General features: G+C 70.4%; 12 protein-coding genes. 8 read left to right on the top strand and 4 right to left on the bottom strand.

Annotated elements, in window-relative coordinates:
* The first annotated feature begins 13 nt into the window (after window positions 1–13).
* The 7 genes from ACFT7S_RS21760 (at window position 14) to ACFT7S_RS21730 (ending at window position 13,058) form a co-directional block, all read left to right on the top strand.
* Window positions 14–1,033, top strand: a complete 1,020-nt coding sequence (locus tag ACFT7S_RS21760; protein ID WP_382734377.1) for a carbohydrate ABC transporter permease — start codon at window positions 14–16, stop codon at window positions 1,031–1,033.
* Window positions 1,030–1,908 carry a sugar ABC transporter permease gene (locus tag ACFT7S_RS21755; RefSeq protein ID WP_382734375.1) on the top strand — a complete coding sequence of 293 codons (879 nt, stop codon included), beginning with the start codon at window positions 1,030–1,032 and terminating at the stop codon, window positions 1,906–1,908. Before ACFT7S_RS21760 ends, ACFT7S_RS21755 begins: the two co-directional genes overlap by 4 nt.
* A 105-nt stretch (window positions 1,909–2,013) precedes the next feature.
* Complete coding sequence (locus ACFT7S_RS21750) at window positions 2,014–3,690, top strand: glycoside hydrolase family 13 protein (RefSeq protein WP_382734373.1); 1,677 nt, start codon at window positions 2,014–2,016, stop codon at window positions 3,688–3,690.
* Window positions 3,675–4,733: a LacI family DNA-binding transcriptional regulator gene (locus ACFT7S_RS21745; protein ID WP_382734371.1), complete on the top strand. Its 1,059-nt coding sequence runs from the start codon at window positions 3,675–3,677 to the stop codon at window positions 4,731–4,733. The genes ACFT7S_RS21750 and ACFT7S_RS21745 overlap by 16 nt, the downstream gene beginning before the upstream one ends.
* 421 nt (window positions 4,734–5,154) lie before the next feature.
* Entirely contained in the window at window positions 5,155–6,873 is a 1,719-nt protein-coding gene (locus tag ACFT7S_RS21740) for a carbohydrate-binding module family 20 domain-containing protein (RefSeq protein WP_382734369.1), read from the top strand.
* Between the two features lie 438 nt (window positions 6,874–7,311).
* Window positions 7,312–12,570, top strand: a complete 5,259-nt coding sequence (gene pulA / locus ACFT7S_RS21735; RefSeq protein ID WP_382734536.1) for a pullulanase-type alpha-1,6-glucosidase — start codon at window positions 7,312–7,314, stop codon at window positions 12,568–12,570.
* A 137-nt stretch (window positions 12,571–12,707) separates the two neighbouring features.
* Window positions 12,708–13,058: a 5-carboxymethyl-2-hydroxymuconate Delta-isomerase gene (locus tag ACFT7S_RS21730; protein WP_382734367.1), complete on the top strand. Its 351-nt coding sequence runs from the start codon at window positions 12,708–12,710 to the stop codon at window positions 13,056–13,058.
* A 13-nt stretch (window positions 13,059–13,071) separates the two neighbouring features.
* On the opposite strand, the gene ACFT7S_RS21725 is transcribed toward ACFT7S_RS21730, so the two are convergent.
* From ACFT7S_RS21725 to ACFT7S_RS21710, 4 genes are all read right to left on the bottom strand, one after another.
* A complete protein-coding gene (locus tag ACFT7S_RS21725; protein WP_382734365.1) occupies window positions 13,072–13,794 on the bottom strand; it encodes a TetR/AcrR family transcriptional regulator in 723 nt (240 codons plus the stop codon).
* 35 nt (window positions 13,795–13,829) lie between these two features.
* A complete protein-coding gene (locus ACFT7S_RS21720; RefSeq protein ID WP_382734363.1) occupies window positions 13,830–14,915 on the bottom strand; it encodes a PDR/VanB family oxidoreductase in 1,086 nt (361 codons plus the stop codon).
* A 3-nt stretch (window positions 14,916–14,918) separates the two neighbouring features.
* Window positions 14,919–15,824 (bottom strand): metal-dependent hydrolase, encoded by a 906-nt coding sequence (locus ACFT7S_RS21715; protein ID WP_382734361.1) that lies wholly within the window; start codon window positions 15,822–15,824, stop codon window positions 14,919–14,921.
* Between the two features lie 76 nt (window positions 15,825–15,900).
* Window positions 15,901–17,862, bottom strand: coding sequence for a hypothetical protein (locus ACFT7S_RS21710; RefSeq protein ID WP_382734360.1), 1,962 nt, complete (start codon window positions 17,860–17,862; stop codon window positions 15,901–15,903).
* Between the two features lie 121 nt (window positions 17,863–17,983).
* Between ACFT7S_RS21710 and ACFT7S_RS21705 the strand changes: the two genes are divergently transcribed.
* A complete protein-coding gene (locus tag ACFT7S_RS21705) occupies window positions 17,984–18,730 on the top strand; it encodes a class I SAM-dependent methyltransferase (RefSeq protein ID WP_382734358.1) in 747 nt (248 codons plus the stop codon).
* Window positions 18,731–18,753 lie beyond the last annotated feature (23 nt).

Below are 18,753 nucleotides of genomic sequence, written 5' to 3'. Positions count from 1 at the left end.
GGCAGGCCGGCTGATGGCTGTCCACACCAGCCAGTCGGTGGCGAAGGCCGCGGGCGACGATGTCGCCCGCGGCCGGAGCCGCGGTACTGGTAACCCCCCGCCGCCGCCGAGCAGGCTCCGGCGGGCTCTGTCGATCCACTGGTACGCCTGGACGATGGTCGCCCCCGTCGTCCTCGTGATCGGCGTGATCATCGGCTATCCGCTGGTCCGCGGCATCTACCTGTCGCTGACGGACGCCAATGAGCGCAACGTCGCCCGGTCCATCGGCGTCAACGAAATGCCCGCCACCTACAAGTTCGTGGGTGTGGACAACTACGTCGACGCACTGACGGGTACCCAGTTCCTCGGCACGCTCGGCTGGACGCTGGTGTGGACGGTCTCCTGCGTGGGCATCACGTTCTCCCTCGGCATGGTCCTCGCCAACATGCTCAACCGCCGTTTCGCCGGGCGCTCCGCCTACCGGATGGCACTCATCCTGCCCTGGGCCATCCCCGGCTTCGTCTCCGTCTTCGCCTGGCGCTTCCTCTACAACGAGGACCGCGGACTGCTCAACAAGATCCTCGGCGGCGCCGGCATCGACGGCGTGCCGTGGCTCAACGACCCCACCTGGGCCAAGTTCTCCGTCATCGCCGTCAACGTCTGGCTCGGCATCCCGTTCATGATGGTCGCCCTGCTCGGTGGGCTGCAGTCCATACCCTCCGAGCAGTACGAGGCCGCGGAGATGGACGGCGCCACCGCCTGGCAGCGGTTCCGCCACATCACGCTTCCCGGACTGCGCCCGGTCTCGACCACGGTGATCCTGCTCTCCACCATCTGGACCTTCAACATGTTCCCGGTCATCTTCCTGCTGACCCGCGGCGGACCCGGCGAAGCCACCCAGATCCTGGTCACCCAGGCCTACAAATTCTCCTTCGAGATCAGCCCGCGCGACTTCGCGCAGTCCTCCACCTGGGGCGTGCTGATCCTCGTACTCCTGATGCTCTTCGCCGTCGTCTACCGGCGAGTGCTCCGCACGCAGGGAGACAACTGGTGACCACCGTTACGGAATCCTCCGGCCGGCACGCCGTCCGCAAGCCGCGGCAGCGCGGCGACCGCTCCCCGCTCGCCTCCGTGAGCCTGCACCTCACCCTGATCATCGCGTCCGTCATCGCGGTGTTCCCGGTGCTCTGGGTCCTGCTGACCTCGCTGAAGCCCGCCAAGTACGCGACGACGACGGACTTCTTCCGGGAGACGACGTTCGTCAACTACACGAACCTGATCAAGGACACCGAGTTCCTGAGCTGGTTCGGCAACTCCGTGATCATCGCGGGGCTCTCCACCGTCATCGGTGTGTTCGTCTCCGCGACCACGGGCTACGCGGTCAGCCGCTTCCGCTTCCCCGGAAAGCGCGGGCTGATGTGGACGCTGCTGATCACCCAGATGTTCCCGGTCGCGGTCCTCATCGTGCCGATCTACAACATCATGTCGAGCATCGGCCTGCTCAATCAGCCCGCCGGACTCGTCCTGACCTACCTCACCATCTCGGTGCCGTTCTGCGCCTGGATGATGAAGGGCTTCTTCGACACCATCCCGCGTGAGATCGACGAGTCGGGCCAGGTCGACGGCCTCACCCCGTTCGGCACGTTCTGGCGGCTCATCCTGCCGCTCGCCAAGCCCGGACTCGCCGTCACCGCGTTCTACTCCTTCATCACCGCCTGGGGCGAAGTGGCGTACGCCTCCGCCTTCATGGTCGGTGACGAGAACCTCACGCTCGCCGGCGGACTGCAGAAGTTCGTCAACCAGTACGGCGCCCAGTGGGGCCCGATGACCGCCGCGTCCGTACTCATCGCGATACCGGCGGCACTCGTCTTCCTCTTCGCGCAGCGTCACCTGGTGACCGGCATGTCCGCCGGAGCCGTCAAGGGCTGACCCACCCGCACGCACGACCGTACGACCGATCGCACCAGTCACAGCGGCGCCGGGGCCCCGACCCGGTCACGGCGCCGCTCCCCACCCAGACACCCCAGGGACGACATGACCCAGCACCTCGCTGCCCCCTCCACCGGCACGTCCGACGGCGCCCCGGGCCACCGCACCGGCTGGTGGCAGGACGCGGTGATCTACCAGGTCTATCCACGGAGTTTCGCCGACGGCAACGGCGACGGCATGGGCGATCTCGCAGGCGTCACCGCCCGTCTCCCGTACCTCAAGAGCCTCGGCGTCGACGCGGTCTGGCTCAGCCCCTTCTACGCCTCGCCGCAGGCCGACGCCGGCTACGACGTCGCCGACTACCGGGCCATCGACCCGATGTTCGGGACGCTGCTGGACGCCGACGCCCTGATCCGCGAGGCCCATGGGCTGGATCTGCGCATCATCGTCGACCTGGTGCCCAACCACTCGTCCGACCAGCACGAGTGGTTCAAGCGCGCCCTCGCCGAAGGCCCCGGATCGGCCCTGCGCGAGCGCTACCACTTCCGCGCCGGCAAGGGCAAGAACGGCGAACTCCCGCCCAACGACTGGGAGTCCATCTTCGGTGGCCCCGCCTGGACCCGGACCACCGACCCGGATGGCACACCCGGCGACTGGTACCTCCACCTGTTCGCCCCGGAGCAGCCCGACTTCAACTGGGAACACCCGGCCGTCGCCGACGAGTTCCGCTCGATCCTGCGCTTCTGGCTCGACATGGGCGTCGACGGATTCCGCGTCGACGTCGCCCACGGCCTCGTCAAGGCCGAGGGCCTGCCCGACCTCGGCGCCCACGACCAGGTCAAGCTGCTCGGCAACGACGTCATGCCGTTCTTCGACCAGGACGGTGTGCACGAGATCTACCGCAGCTGGCGCGTCATCCTCGACGAGTACCCCGGCGAGCGGATCGCCGTCGCCGAGGCATGGACGCCCACCGTCGAGCGCACCGCCAACTACGTGCGCAGCGACGAGATGCACCAGGCGTTCAACTTCCAGTACCTCGGCACCGCCTTCGAGGCCGCCGAGCTGCGCAAGGTCATCGACACCTCGCTCGACGCGATGCGTCCCGTCGGGGCCCCCACCACCTGGGTGCTCTCCAACCACGACGTGACCCGTCACGCCACCCGCTTCGCCAACCCGCCGGGCCTCGGCACCCAGATCCGTACCGCGGGCGACCGCGAGATGGGCCTGCGCCGCGCCCGGGCCGCGACCCTGCTGATGCTGGCGCTTCCCGGCTCCGCCTACGTCTACCAGGGCGAGGAGCTCGGCCTGCCCGACGTCACCGACCTGCCCGACGAGGCACGCCAGGACCCGTCGTTCTTCCGCGCCGAGGGCCAGGACGGCTTCCGTGACGGCTGCCGGGTGCCGATCCCGTGGACCCGTGACGGCAGCTCGTACGGCTTCGGCGAGGGCGGCAGCTGGCTTCCGCAGCCCACCGGCTGGGGCGAGCTCTCCGTCGAGGCGCAGACCGGCGTCGAGGGTTCCACGCTGGAGCTGTACCGGGCCGCGATCGCCGCCCGCCGCGCCCACCCGGGGCTCGGCGCCGGGACCGGCGTGGAGTGGCTGGACGCCCCCGAAGGCGTCCTCGTCTTCGGTCGCCCCGGCTTCGTCTGCACCGTCAACACCACCGCCCGCCCGGTACGGATGCCGGTCCGCGGCAGTGTGCTGCTGGCCAGCGCGCCCGTGACCGTCGACGGCGCCGAGTTCGAGCTGCCCGCCGAGACCACGGTGTGGTGGACGGTGTGACCGTCCCCGCACCCCGGACCGGCGGGGCGCTGCGGCTCTCCGACATCGCCGGACAGGCAGCGGTCAGCGAGGCGACCGTCAGCCGGGTGCTCAACGGGAAGCCGGGCGTCGCGGACACCACGCGTCAGCGGGTGCTCGCGGCGCTCGACATCCTCGGCTACGAACGTCCCGTACGGCTGCGCCGACGCAGCGCCGGGCTGATCGGACTGGTGACTCCTGAACTCACCAACCCGATCTTCCCGGCGTTCGCGCAGTCCGTCGAACAGGTCCTGGCCGGCCACGGCTACACCCCGGTGCTCTGCACCCAGCTGCCCGGCGGCGCCACGGAGGACGAGCTCGTCGAGCAGCTCGTCGAACGCGGCGTCGGCGGCATCGTCTTCCTCTCCGGGCTGCACGCCGACCTGTCGGCCGACCCGGCGCGGTACGCCGCACTCACCGACCGCGGCGTGCCGTTCGTCCTGATCAACGGCTACAACGAACGGATCAGCGCCCCGTTCGTCTCGCCGGACGACGCCGCCGCCGTACGGATGGCGGTCGGGCATCTCGCCGCGCTCGGCCACCGCAGGATCGGTCTGGCGATCGGACCGCAGCGCTATGTGCCGTCCCGCCGCAAGCGGGACGGCTTCATCGAGTCGGCCGTCTCGCTGCTCGGGCTGTCCCCCGCCGAGGCCGAACTCCTCGTCTGCCCCACGCTGTTCGGCGTGGAGGGCGGCCAGGTGGCGGCGGGTGCCCTGCTCGACAAGGGTTGCACCGGCATCGTCTGCGGCAGCGACCTGATGGCCCTCGGTGTGGTGCGTGCCGCCCGGGGGAGGGGGCTCGATGTGCCGCGCGATGTCTCGGTCGTCGGCTTCGACGACTCGCAGCTGATTGCGTTCACCGACCCGCCGCTGACGACCGTGCGCCAGCCTGTTCAGGCCATGGCGGCGGCGGCGGTGGGGGCCCTGCTGGAGGAGATCGGCGGAAGCCCGGTGCAGCGCACGGAGTACGTGTTCCAGCCGGAGCTGGTCGTACGGGGGTCCACCGCGGCGGTCCGTACGGTCTGACCGGAGGCGTGGCGAGCGGCAACGCACAGGAGAGGCACCGGAGTCGGCCCAGGATGGGCCGGCGGGGAGTTGAGCGACTCCTGGTGCCTCTCTCTGTCGTGACCGGCCCGGCCGGCCGGGCGCGTGGGGCCCGGCTGCCGAGGCGACCGGGACCCCCGGCCGACCGGACCGGAGTCGGGTTGAACTTAACAGGGCCGCAATATTTTGCGAAAGAGCTTGCAGGCAGAAAGATGCACGATTTCGTGGATGTAAGCGGGGAGTGTCCAAAGGGTTGACCGGGGCGGAACGGGCTCGTACGGTCTGCTCCGCGGCAAGGTTTGCATTCTTGCAGCAAGAACCTTCATGAGCCTTGAGGGCACGGCGCGTTGTCACGTGAGGCTGCCCCGTCACCCCGCGTTTCCCCCACAGCAGGAGGAAAGACATGGCACGCAGATCTCTGTCTGCCGCACTCGCCCTTGTGGCAGGCGCCGCCGTCATCGCCGTCCCCACCGGCCTCGGAACGGCAGGAACCGCCCAGGCCGCAGGCCCGGGCGACAAGGACGTCACCGCCGTGATGTTCGAGTGGAAGTTCGACTCCATAGCCAAGGCGTGCACGGACACCCTCGGCCCGGCGGGCTACGGCTTCGTCCAGGTCTCGCCGCCCCAGGAACACATCCAGGGCAGCCAGTGGTGGACCTCGTACCAGCCGGTCAGCTACAAGATCGCCGGCAGACTCGGCGACCGCGCGGCCTTCTCCGCCATGGTCAGCACCTGCCACGGCGCGGGCGTCAAGGTCATCGCCGACACGGTCATCAACCACATGTCGGCGGGCTCGGGCACCGGCACCGGAGGCAGCTCGTACACCAAGTACGACTACCCGGGCGTCTACTCCGTCAGCGACCTGAACGACTGCCAGTCGCAGATCAGCAACTACGGCGACCGCGCCAACGTCCAGAACTGCGAACTGGTCGGCCTGGCCGACCTGGACACCGGTGAGGACTACGTACGCGGCCGGATCGCCACGTACCTCAACGACCTCCTCTCCCTCGGAGTCGACGGCTTCCGGATCGACGCGGCCAAGCACATTCCCGCCGCCGACCTCGCCAATATCAAGTCCCGGCTGAGCAACACGGGCGTGTACTGGAAGCACGAGGCGATCTACGGCGCGGGCGAGGCCGTCTCGCCATCGGAGTACCTCGGCAGCGGTGACGTCCAGGAGTTCCGTTACGCCCGCAGCCTCAAGCAGGTCTTCAACAACGAGAACCTCGCCTATCTCAAGAACTTCGGTGAGGGCTGGGGCTTCATGGAGTCCGGCAAGTCGGCCGTCTTCGTGGACAACCACGACACGGAGCGGGGCGGCGACACCCTGAACTACAAGGACGGCGCCAACTACACACTGGCGAGCGTCTTCATGCTGGCCTACCCGTACGGCTCCCCGGACGTCCACTCCGGCTACGAGTGGTCCGACAAGGACGCCGGTCCGCCCAACGGCGGCACGGTGAACGCCTGTTACGCCGACGGCTGGAAGTGCCAGCACTCCTGGCGGGAGATCTCCTCCATGGTGGGCTTCCGCAACGCGGCCCGCGGCGAGACGGTCTCCAACTGGTGGGACAACGGCGGCGACCAGATCGCGTTCGGCCGGGGCGCCAAGGCGTACGTCGCCATCAACCACGAGGGCTCCTCGCTGACCCGCACGTTCCAGACCTCACTGCCCGCCGGTGACTACTGCGACGTCCAGTCCGGCACGGGCGTCACGGTGAACGGCTCCGGCCAGTTCACGGCCACGCTCGGCGCGAACACGGCGGTCGCGCTGCACATCAACGCCCGTACGTGCACCGGCGGCGTCACGGACCCCGGAACGGGCACCTCCGGCGCCTCCTTCGGCGTCAACGCCACCACGCAGACCGGCCAGAACATCTACGTCACCGGCAACCAGGCGGCCCTGGGCAACTGGGACCCGGCCAACGCGCTGAAGCTCGACCCGGCGGCGTACCCGGTCTGGAAGCTCGATGTGAGCCTGCCGGCAGGGACGTCGTTCGAGTACAAGTACCTCCGCAAGGACGCGAGCGGCACCGTGACCTGGGAGAGCGGCGCCAACCGCACGGCGACGGTACCCACCACGGGCAAGGCCACGCTGACGAACGACGTCTGGCGCGCTTAACCCGCACGGGGAAGCCGCCCCCGTTTGCGCACCCGGGGTCCGGGTGCGCAGCGGGGGTCTCCTCAAGGCACCCCGATCGTGGCGACCGTGAGCCAGGGGGCGTTGGTGGTTGCTGCCCGGTGGGTGGTTTGCCGGGCGCACCCGGGCCCGTGGTGAACGCTCTCCGCGGGTCGCCGGAGCCGGACCCCCTCGGTGCTGCTGCGGCCTGGGCCGGGGGTGCTGAAGGGGGTCCCCGCAGGGCCACGCAGTAAGAGCACGGCTCCCCTCCGGTGCAGGGGAGTCTGCGTGGTCCGAGGAGACACCCTGGTGCGCCCCCGACCCCCCCGGGTGCCCAGACCTGACCGTCCACTTCGAGTCCCCCGAACACCCAAGGAGACCCTTCCCGTGTCCCGTACCACCCTCAGACGGGGAGCCGTCGCCGCCCTGTGCGTGGCGCTCATGCCCGTCGTGCCGGCGGCATCGGTGTCCGCCGCGCCGAAGCCGCCCGGCCCGCCGTCGGACGCGAAGCTGGCCGCCGAACCGGCCCGGCACGACCTGACCCGCGAGCAGTTCTACTTCGTGATGCCCGACCGGTTCGCCAACGGCGACACCTCCAACGACCGCGGCGGGCTCACCGGCTCGCGGCTGGAGACCGGGTACGACCCCACCGACAAGGGCTTCTACCAGGGCGGCGACCTGAAGGGCCTCACGAACAGGCTCGACTACATCAAGGGCCTCGGCACCACTGCCATCTGGCTCGCCCCGATCTTCAAGAACCGCCCCGTCCAGGGCACCGGCAAGGACGCATCGGCCGGCTACCACGGTTACTGGATCACCGACTTCACCCAGGTCGACCCGCACTTCGGGACCAACGCCGACCTGTCGAAGCTGATCGACAAGGCCCACGGCAAGGGCATGAAGGTCTTCTTCGACGTCATCACCAACCACACCGCCGACACCGTCGACTACGCCGAGAAGACCTACGGCTACAAGCCCAAGGGCGCCTTCCCGTATCTCGACGAGGACGGCCGCCCGTTCGACGACGCCGCGGGCATGGCGAAGGTCGACGAGGACTCCTTCCCGTACACCCCGAAGAGCACCGGCACCAAGGTGCCCGCCTGGCTCAACGACCCCACGATGTACCACAACCGCGGTGACTCGACCTATGCGGGCGAGTCCACCGAGTACGGCGACTTCTCCGGGCTCGACGACCTGTGGACCGAGCGTCCCGAGGTCGTCTCCGGCATGGCGAAGATCTACCAGAAGTGGGTCCGCGACTTCGATATCGACGGTTTCCGTATCGACACCGTCAAACACGTCGACCTGGACTTCTGGACCGAGTGGGCGACCGCCCTCGACGCGTACGCGGCCGAGCGCGGCCGGGACGACTTCTTCATGTTCGGCGAGGTCTACTCCGCCGACACCGCGATCACCTCGCCCTACGTCACGCGTGGACGGCTGGACTCCACGCTCGACTTCCCGTTCCAGGAAGCCGCACGCCAGTACGCCTCTCAGGGCGCCCCGGCCTCGAAGCTCGCCGCCGTCTACGGTGACGACTACCGCTACACCACGGACAAGGCCAACGCCTACGAGCAGGTCACGTTCCTCGGCAACCACGACATGGGCCGCATCGGCACCTTCCTCAAGCAGGACAACCCGGACGCGGACGACGCCGAACTGGTCAACAGGGCCCGCCTCGCCAACGAGCTGATGTTCCTCGGCCGCGGCAACCCGGTGATCTACTACGGCGACGAGCAGGGCTTCACCGGAGCGGGCGGCGACAAGGACGCCCGGCAGACCCTCTTCGCCTCGAAGACCGCCGACTACCTCGACGACGACCAGCTCGGCACGGAACGTACGCACGCCTCCGACGCGTACGACACCCGGCACCCCGTCTACCGCTCCATCGCCGCCCTGTCCAAGCTCACAAAGGAGCACCCGGCGCTGCGCGACGGCACCCAGACCGAGCGGTACGCGGAAGGGTCCGTCCACGCCTTCTCCCGTACGGATACCAAGCGCCCGTACGAGTACGTCGTCGCCACCAACAACGCCACCGAGGCAAGGACCGTCGAGCTGACCACCGAGTCGGCGGGCATGAACTTCCGTTCGCTGTACGGGGGTTCAGGCACCGTGCGCAGCGGAGGCGACAGGAAGATCAGCGTCACCGTGCCGGCGCTCGGCAGCATCGTGCTGCGGGCCGACCGGCCGCTGGGCACCCCCGCCACAGCACCGGCCATCACTCTGAAGGCGCCCGCCGCCGGAGCCACCGGCACCGTCGAGCTCACCGCCGACGTCGACGGCGGACAGCTCGACCGCGTCGTCTTCGCCGCCCAGACCGGCAACGGAAAGTGGCGCACGCTCGGCACGGCCGACCATGCGCCGTACAAGGTGACCCAGTACCTGGACCGCTCGGTCGAGGCCGGAACCGCCCTGCGGTACAAGGCCGTTGTCGTGGACCGTGCGGGACGTACCGCCAGTGCGCTCGCCTCGACCACCGCGGGCCAGGCCCCGCCGGCCGAGAAGCCCGTCGCCGTGGAGCGCGACTACGCCGTCGTCCACTACAAGCGCGCGGACGGCGACTACGACGGCTGGCAGCTGAAGTCCGGGGAGAAGACCGCCGACTTCATCGGGCGCGACGCCTACGGGGCGTTCGCCTGGGTCGCGGTCGACGAAGGCGCCTCCACCGTCCCGTACACCGTCGAGAAGGACGGCACCGCCGACGGCCCGCAGCGCAGTGTCGACCTCGCCAGGACCGGTCAGGTCTGGATCGAGCAGGGCAAGGACGACCAGGCCACCGAGGCGCCCGACGGCGCCCAGCCGCCGCAGGACACCACGAAGGCCGTCCTCAACTACCACCGGCCCGACGGCAATTACGACGGCTGGGGGCTGCACACCTGGACCGGGGCCAAGAACCCCACCGACTGGGCCAAGCCCCTTCAGCCGGTGAAGAAGGACGCCTACGGCGTCACCTTCGAGGTCCCGCTCACCGAAGGCGCCACCTCGCTCAGCTACATCCTCCACAAGGGCGACGAGAAGGACCTCCCGAGCGACCAGTCCCTGGACATCGCGTCGAACGGGCACGAGGTCTGGATGCTCGGCGGAAAGCCCGGATACCTCCTGCCGCAGGCAGGCGGCGCACCCGCCCCGGACCTCACCGAGGCCGCGGCCCAGTGGATCGACAGCGACACCGTCGTCTGGAAGGTGAAGTCCACCGACGCCACCAGCCAGCAGCTCGTGTACGCGAAGGACGGCGGGATCTCCGTCGTCGACGGAGCACTCTCCGACGAGGGGCAGTGGCTGCGGCTCAACGCCTCGACGCTCACCGAAGCGCAGAAGACGAAGTACCCGCACCTCAAGGACTATCCGGCGTTCACCGTCGACGTACGCGACCGGGACAGGGTCCGCGCATCCCTGCGCGGCCAGCTGATCGCCACCCAGCGCGCCGCGAACGGCGCCCTGCTCGCCGCCACCGGGGTACAGACCGCCGGTGTGCTGGACGACCTGTACGGGAAGAGGGCGAGCAGCGCCTCGCTCGGCCCGGTCTTCCGGCACGGGACGCCCACCCTGTCCGTCTGGGCGCCCACCGCCCGTACGGTCTCGCTCGAACTGGACGGCACGACCGTCCCGATGCGGCGCGACGCCTCCACCGGCGTCTGGTCCGTCACGGGGAAGAAGAGCTGGTACGGCAAGCCCTACCGGTACGTCGTGAACGTCTGGGCGCCCACCGTCCAGAAGACCGTCACCAACAAGGTCACCGACCCGTACTCCACCGCACTGACCGCGGACTCCGCCCGCAGCCTCGTCATCGACCTGGCCGACCCGGCGCTGGCCCCGCGCGGCTGGTCCGGGCTGGAGAAGCCCACTGCCGTACCGCTGCGCGACGCCCAGATCCAGGAGCTGCACATCCGCGACTTCTCGATCGCGGACGGCACGTCGAAGCACCCCGGCGAGTACCTGGCCTTCACCGACACCCGCTCGGACGGCATGAAGCACCTGGCGCGGCTCGCCGACTCCGGCACCGGCTACGTCCACCTGCTGCCCGCGTTCGACATCGGGACCATCCCCGAGAAGAAGGCGGACCAGCAGAAGCCCGCCTGCGACCTGTCCGTCTACGCCCCCGACTCCGAGGAGCAGCAGGACTGCGTGGCGAAGGCCGCCGGGAAGGACGCCTTCAACTGGGGTTACGACCCGCTGCACTACACGGTCCCCGAAGGCTCCTACGCCTCCGACCCGGACGGCACGAAGCGCACCGTCGAGTTCCGCCGGATGGTGCAGGGACTGAACGGCGCCGGACTGCGCACGGTCATGGACGTCGTGTACAACCACACCGTCGCCTCCGGCCAGGACGACAAGTCGATTCTCGACCGCATCGTGCCCGGCTACTACCAGCGACTGCTGGAGGACGGCACGGTCGCCACCTCGACCTGCTGCGCCAACACCGCGACCGAGAACACCATGATGGGCAAGCTCGTCGTCGACTCGGTCGTCACCTGGGCCAAGGAGTACAAGGTCGACGGCTTCCGCTTCGACCTGATGGGACACCACCCGAAAGCCAACATCCTCGCGGTCCGCAAGGCCCTCGACGAGCTGACCGTCGCCAAGGACGGCGTCGACGGCAAGAAGATCATCCTGTACGGGGAGGGCTGGAACTTCGGTGAGATCGCCGACGACGCCCGCTTCGTCCAGGCCACGCAGAAGCACATGGCCGGCACCGGCATCGCCACCTTCTCCGACCGGGCCCGCGACGCGGTGCGCGGCGGCGGCCCCTTCGACGAGGACCCCGGTGTCCAGGGCTTCGCGAGCGGGCTCTACACCGACCCGAACACCTCGAAGGCCAACGGCACCGCGGCCGAGCAGAAGGCCCGCCTGCTGCACTACCAGGACCTGATCAAGGTCGGGCTGACCGGCAACCTCGCCGACTACAGCTTCACCGACAGCAGCGGCCGTACGGTCAAGGGGTCGGCCGTCGACTACAACGGGGCGCCCGCCGGATACGCGGCGGCTCCTGGCGACGCCCTCGCCTACTCCGACGCCCACGACAACGAGACGCTCTACGACGCGCTCGCCTTCAAGCTCCCGGCGGGAACCCCGGCGGCCGACCGGGCGCGTATGCAGGTCCTGGCCATGGCGGCGTCCACGTTGTCGCAGGGGCCCTCGCTCTCGCAGGCGGGCACCGACCTGCTGCGCTCGAAGTCCCTGGACCGCAACTCCTACGACAGCGGTGACTGGTTCAACGCGCTGCACTGGGACTGCCGCGACGGCAACGGGTTCGGCCGCGGGCTTCCGCCCGCCGCCGACAACAAGAGCAAGTGGTCCTACGCGAAGCCGCTGCTGACCTCCGCCACGCTCACCCCCGGGTGCCCGCAGATCGACGGCGCCTCCGCCGCGTACCGGGACCTGCTCACCATCCGCACCACCGAGAAGGAGTTCTCTCTTCCCACCACCGAGCATGTCCAGTCCACGCTGTCGTTCCCGCTCTCGGGGACGGACGAGACACCCGGTGTGATCACGATGCGCCTCGGCAAGCTGGTCGTCGTCATCAACGCCACCCCCGGCACCGAGAGCCAGCGCCTCCCGGACGGGGCAGGCACGACGTACGCCCTGCACCCCGTCCAGGCGGCGGGCGCCGACGCCACGGTCAAGAAGTCCGCGTACGACAAGGAAACCGGCACCTTCACCGTCCCCGGACGCACGGTCGCCGTCTTCTCCGTGCGCTGACGAGCACAGTTCCACCCAGCCCGGTCGCGGTCCGGTCCCTCCAGGGGGATCGGACCGCGACCGGGCTTGTGCTGTCCTACGGATCACCGTAAGGCTGAGGTCCGACAACCGGCCGGACCCGTACACAGGAGCACTTGATGCCGCAGATCACCGTCGACTATTCCGCCGAGCTCGACGACACCTTCGATCGACGCGGCTTCGCCCTCGCCCTGCACCCGCTGGTCGCCGAGACCGTCACCACGAAGATCCCCAACTGCAAGACGAGGTTCCGCCGGGTGGAGGAGTCCTTCGTGGGGGATGCCCCCGACGGTGACGCGATCGTGCACATCTCGATCGGTCTGCTGTCCGGCCGCACATCGGAGACCAAGGCGCGGCTGACCGAGTCCGTCCTGGAGCTGCTGGCCGGGTATCTGAAGACCGCCGACGACCTGGTGGTCCACGCCTCGGCCGAGACCCGTGAACTCGACCTGTCCTACCGGAAGAACTGAATCCGGAGCCGTGTCACGGCCTGCGCTGCGGGGGCACCGTCAGCACGGACGGCGCCAGCGTCGACAGGCGGGTCAGCAGATCCCCGAAGGGGCCGTCCACCGGCTCCTGGGAGAGGACCCGCAGCACGACGCCGGCCATCTCCTGGTTGTAGGCGGCGCTCACCGCGGCCAGCGCGGCGAAATCGTGCACCAGCTGCATTTCCAGCTCGGAGCGCGGGATGCGCCGCCCGTCGAGCCAGATCAGGGCCGTCGACTCGGCGAGCGAGACCCAGGAGCGTACGACCAACTCCAGCCGGGCGGACGGGTCCTGGACGCCGAGATGGCTGATGATCTGCTCGTACGCGGCTTGCCGCACCCCGTCGATCATGGCGTTCGCCTTCGAGGAGCCGACCGAGGGGCCGCCGCGCATCAACGCGGAGAAGCCGGGGCCGTGCTCCTCGACGAAGTCGAAGAACCGGCCCATCACCCGCAGCAGCCGGGCGCCCAGAGGCCCTTCGAGCGGCTCCAGGAACCGGCCCGCCAGCTCATCGGCGGCCCGCCCGAGCGCCGCCTCGTACAGGCTCTGCTTCCCCGGGAAGTAGTGGTAGACGAGCGGCCGCGAGATCCCCGCGGCAGCCGCGATCTCGTCGATCGACACATCGTCGGGGGAGCGGTGGCTGAACAACTCCAGCGCGACGCCGATCAACTGCTGCCTGCGTTCTTCGACGCCCATCCTGCGCCGCACCCCGGTCGTCATGCCACCAGCCTATCCGCGGCGCGCCGCTGGAGGTGTCAGAGGTCCAGGACCAGCCGTTCACCGCGGCAGCGCGAGACGCACAGGAGCATGGAGTCCTCGCGCTCCGCGTCCGTCAGCAGCTCGTCCCGGTGGTCGATCTCGCCCTCCAGGACCCGCTGTTGGCAGGTGCCGCAGAAACCCTGTTCGCAGGAGTACGAGACGTACGGGAGCTCCTCGCGCACGGCCGCCAGCACCGACTGGCCGGCCGCGACCCGAACGGTGCTTCCGGAGCGGCGCAGTTCGACCTCGAAGGCCGTGGATTCCGAGTCCGATGCCGGGGTCGCGCCGGCGGCGGTGAAGCGTTCGAGATGGAGGGAGCAGCCCTCGGGGAGCGCGGCGGCGACAGCGTCCATCAGGGGTCCGGGACCGCAGACGTAGACCGCCGTACCGGGCGTCGCACCGGCAAGCACCGCGGCGGCGTCCGGACGCCCGGCCTCGTCCTCCGGTACCACGGTGACCCGCCCGCCGTCCACGCCGAGCTTCTCGATCTCGTCGATGAAGGGCATGGAGGCGCGCGTACGGCCCCCGTACAGCAGCCGCCAGTCGGCGCCCGATGCCGCGACGGCCCGCAGCATCGGCAGGATCGGAGTGATGCCGATACCGCCCGCCACGAACACGTAGGCGGGGGCCTCCACGAGCGGGAAACGGTTGCGCGGCCCGCGGACGCGCACCTCTGTGCCCTCGTGCAGCTGCGTGTGGACCTCGCGCGAACCGCCCCTGCCGTCCTCGCCGAGGCGCGGGGCGATGGTGTACGCGTCCGGGTCGGCCGGGTCCCCGCAGAGCGAGTACTGCCGGACCAGCCCGGATGGCAGCACCAGGTCCAGATGGGCGCCGGGCCGCCAGGCGGGCAGGTCGTCGCCCGCCAGCCGGAGCCGCACGACACCGTCGGCGACCACGTCCCGCTCGGTGATCAGCAACGGCCGGGTGGTGGTGGAACGCCGCTCGGAGTGGCCCGAGACCGGCTCCTCCAGGGCGGGCATGGGCCACAGCGGTGACGCCTCGATGCGGCGGCGCATCGCACGCCGGGCGAGCACGGCGGCTCCGGCGACCAGGACGAGGGTGCGCAGACGGGGAAGGGGCATGTGTCAGTTCTTTCCCGGCATCCGGGCCTCGGCCGCCAGGGCCGCGGGCGAGTGGGCGAGGTAGTCGACGGCCTGGGCCGTACTGCCCTCCTGCGAGGGGTGGTACGTACGGCTCAGATAGGTGGGGACGGTGCGCGCGATGGCGCCGGGGCTGGGCAGAGTGCCCTTCCTGCCGCTCGCCCGGAGTTCCCTGAAGGACGCCTTGCCGGCGAGCAGGCTCGGGTCGTTCTCCATCAGGAAGCGGGTGCCGCGCTGCCAGAGGAAGACGAGCGCGGTGAACGCGATCGCCCAGGTGCGCACCCGCCGCCGGTAGCCACCGTCGACATGCATGAACACGTCGAAGGCGACGGAGCGGTGCTCGACCTCCTCGGCGCCGTGCCAGCGGAGCAGATCCAGCATCGTGGGGTCGGCGCCCCGGCGGTCGAGCGCATCGGCGTTGAGTATCCAGTCGCCGAGGAAGGCGGTGTAGTGCTCGATCGCCGCGATGGTCGCGACCCGCTCCATCAGCCACCACTTACGGGCCCGGCCGGGCGGCAGCGTCTTGTCGCCGAGCAGCTTCTCGAAGAACCAGTCGATCTGCGCGGTGTACGGGGTCGGATCGAGGCCGAGCTTCTTCAGGTGCGGCAGTACGTCGTCGTGGGCCTGGGAGTGCACGGCCTCCTGGCCGATGAACCCGATGACGTCCTGGCGCAGCTTCTCGTCGTGGATGTACGGCAGCACCTGGCGGTACACGTGGATGAACCAGCGCTCCCCGGCCGGCAGAAGCAGGTGGAGCACGTTGATGGTGTGCGCGGTGAACGGGTCGCCCGGCACCCAGTGCAGGGGCGTCTTCTCCCAGTCGAAGGAGACCTTGCGGGCTTTGAGCGTGGTCCGCTCCGACGCGACCGCCGCTGGCTGCGTGTTAGACATGCTGTCAATGTACTGACGGGTAAGCGGAGGGGACAGGGGCGTGCAGAGAATTCCTGCGCGACATGCCGGTCCACCCTCAGCGCAGGGCGCCGACCCTACGGCCGTCCGCCAGCAGTCCGTGGAGCTCGGCCCTGTCGCCCGCGCGGGCCCGCACCGCCAGCAGACGCCCCGGGGACCTGCCCACCACGCCCCCGGAGGTGGTCAGCGAGGCGAACTGCCCGGAGCCCGCCGCCAGTACGTACCACCGTCCGCCCGCCGACTTCCAGAGCACACCGGCCAGTACCCGCGGATCGCGCGGGCCGCAGGCCGGCGAGTCCTCGGCACGCGCCGCGACCGCCCCCGGGGCGACGGCCCCGCCGGACGGCTCCGCCGGAGCCTGGAACTCGGCCAGCACCCTGCTCCCCGTACCCCGCCAGGTCTCCGCCCGGACGCAGAACCACCGCGCGGGACCGCCGCCCTCGGGCAGCGGCTGTCGCGCGAACAGCCAGGAGTTCACCGACCGGACGCCGCCGGCCCGCACGGCGGACAGCAGGCACGCGGTCCGCGCCCAGCTCTCCCGCTCGGCCCGTCCCGACACGTCGTGCGCGGCGGACGGGGTCCCGGATGTCAGCCGGACCGGGGTCAGTTCACCGAGATCGGTCAGCAGCCGGACCGCCTCCGCGTCCCGCACCTCCAGGGCCTCCCAGGAGCGGCAGTCCCCGGAGATGTCCCCGAGCCCGGCCAGTGCGGCGGTCACCCCGTCTGCGCCGCGGGGCAGGGCACGCGGCGCCGCGTGCGGTGCGAGCAGATCCCGTACGGCCACCTCGCGCACCCAGGGCGCCGTCAAGTAGCGGACCCGGCCGTGCGCGCGTCCCACGATCAGCGCGTTCGAGCCCGCGGGGTCCGCGCCGTCGACCCGGGCGAAGTCGAGGACGGCGCCCCGGCGGGCACCCGAACGGCGGGACTCGGCGTACCGCACGATGCGCAGCCCGTCGTGGAACAGCACCACAGCGGCCTCGTCGATCACTCCCGCGTACAGCAGTTGAGGGGGCCCCATCGGAGGGCCCGTGGGCGTCCTGGGTGTCGCGGTCGACCGGTCGTCCGGACGGGGCCGCGCCCAGACGGCAAGAGCCCGGCGCAGCAGCTCGGTATCCCGGGTGAGGGTGCCGCGGGCGGGCCAGACCGTGAAGTCGGTACGTGCGGAGCGCTGCCAGAACGTCGGCGCCACCCGGCGTAACGCTGCCGGTTCCAGGGCCCGTTGGGCTGCCGGGTTACGGGCGTACGCCGGCGCGGCGGTCCTGTCCGCCCCCCAGCCGCCCCCCGGCATCACCAGCAGCGCCCCGAACGCGACCAGCGCCCCGAACCCGGCCAGCGCGGCCCTCGCACGCCGGCGCCGAAGCAGCAGATCGGTGGGCCGGGCCTGCAGCGAACACGGGTCGAACTCCGGAGACGCCAGCAACGCGTGCGGCGCCGTCACGGCATCCGCCTCCACCAGCGCCGCAGCCGGGTCCCGCACCCCGGCGTCGGCGAGCACCCGGCTCACCTCCGCATCCGTGAGCCCTTCAAGCCCACGCAGCACATGGGCGGCCCGGCACGGCCCCGAGACCGCGGACAGCGCCTGCTCCAGCGCGAGTTCGTCCGCACCACCGGAGCGGGGAAAGAGCCGCAGCCCCCACACGTGCGGCAGGAACGACGGCACCCGCACCCACCGGGACAGGCCCCGGCGCCGCAACGACCCTCCGGCCTCCAGCGCCGAACGCACCACCCGTACCCGCAGATCCGCATAACCAGGGTCCACCCCGGCCACCCCTCCGGGCCTGCGAGGCAACGGCAGCCCGGCCACCGCATCCGCCCCACGCGACCGGGGCAGGGACCGCTGGACGAGCCGGTGCGCCGCCAGCACCCGCCGACTGCACCCGAGCGAGGACGGCAGCACGAGATACCCGATCCGCGTCAGCCGGGTGTAGTGCTCGACCAGCGCGGCATCCGCCTGCTCCGGATCGACCGACCCGCACATGCGGCGCTCGACGGACGACGGCACTGCTCGACGCGGAGGCATGTTCAGCTGAACGAGCGAATGATGCGATGGTCACTCCGGCATGCGGGGCGGGCGGGGAGGCGCGCTGCCCGCGTCCGTCCTTTCGCCCGCGTGGCCTGCCAGGACTCGCCATGATGAAGTCATGACGACCACCTCGCGTGCACGATCCTTCGACGGGGCCGCCGCCGACTACGCCGCGAACCGCCCCTCGTACCCACCGGCCCTCCTGGATGCCGTCGAGGAACTGGCCGGGTTCGGCCTGGCCGGTGCGCGGGTCGCGGACATCGGTGCGGGCACCGGCCTCGGCACCGCGCTGCTGGATGCGCGCGGGGCCCGGGTGACGGCCGTCGAGCCCGGCGACGGCATGGCGGCGCAGTTCCGCCGCACCCTCCCCGGCGTCCCTCTTGTCCGGGGCGACGGCAACCACCTCCCGCTGGGGTCCGGCTCCCTCGACCTCCTCACCTACGCGCAGGCATGGCACTGGACCGACCCGGAGCTGTCGGTCCCGGAGGCCCGTCGGGTGCTGCGCCCCGGCGGTGCGCTCGCCCTCTGGTGGAACGACTCGGACCCGAGGGTGCCGTGGATCGCCGACCAGGACGCCCGGCTGCGACGGTTCTTCGGCGCCGTCGAGACCTCGTTGGATTTCCGGGCCCGCTTCCGTCACCTGCCGCCCGCACTCGCCTGGACCACACGCCAGGTGTCCTGGAGCCGTCGGGTGCCGCTCGACGTCCATCTCGCCAACCTCGGCAGCTACTCCGACTTCCTGGTGATGGACAGGGAAGTGGCGCGCGGCTTCTTCGCCGGGGAGCGCGAGCGGCTGGCCGGCACCTTCCCGGACGGCGCGGTCGAGGAGACCTATGTGGTCAGTCTGGCTGTCGCACGCCCGTGAAGAATTCGTCGTTCCGCCGCGCC

The organism is Streptomyces sp. NPDC057136 (genome assembly GCF_042670885.1).
Lineage (GTDB): Bacteria > Actinomycetota > Actinomycetes > Streptomycetales > Streptomycetaceae > Streptomyces.
This window is presented reverse-complemented; position numbering and strand designations above follow the sequence as displayed.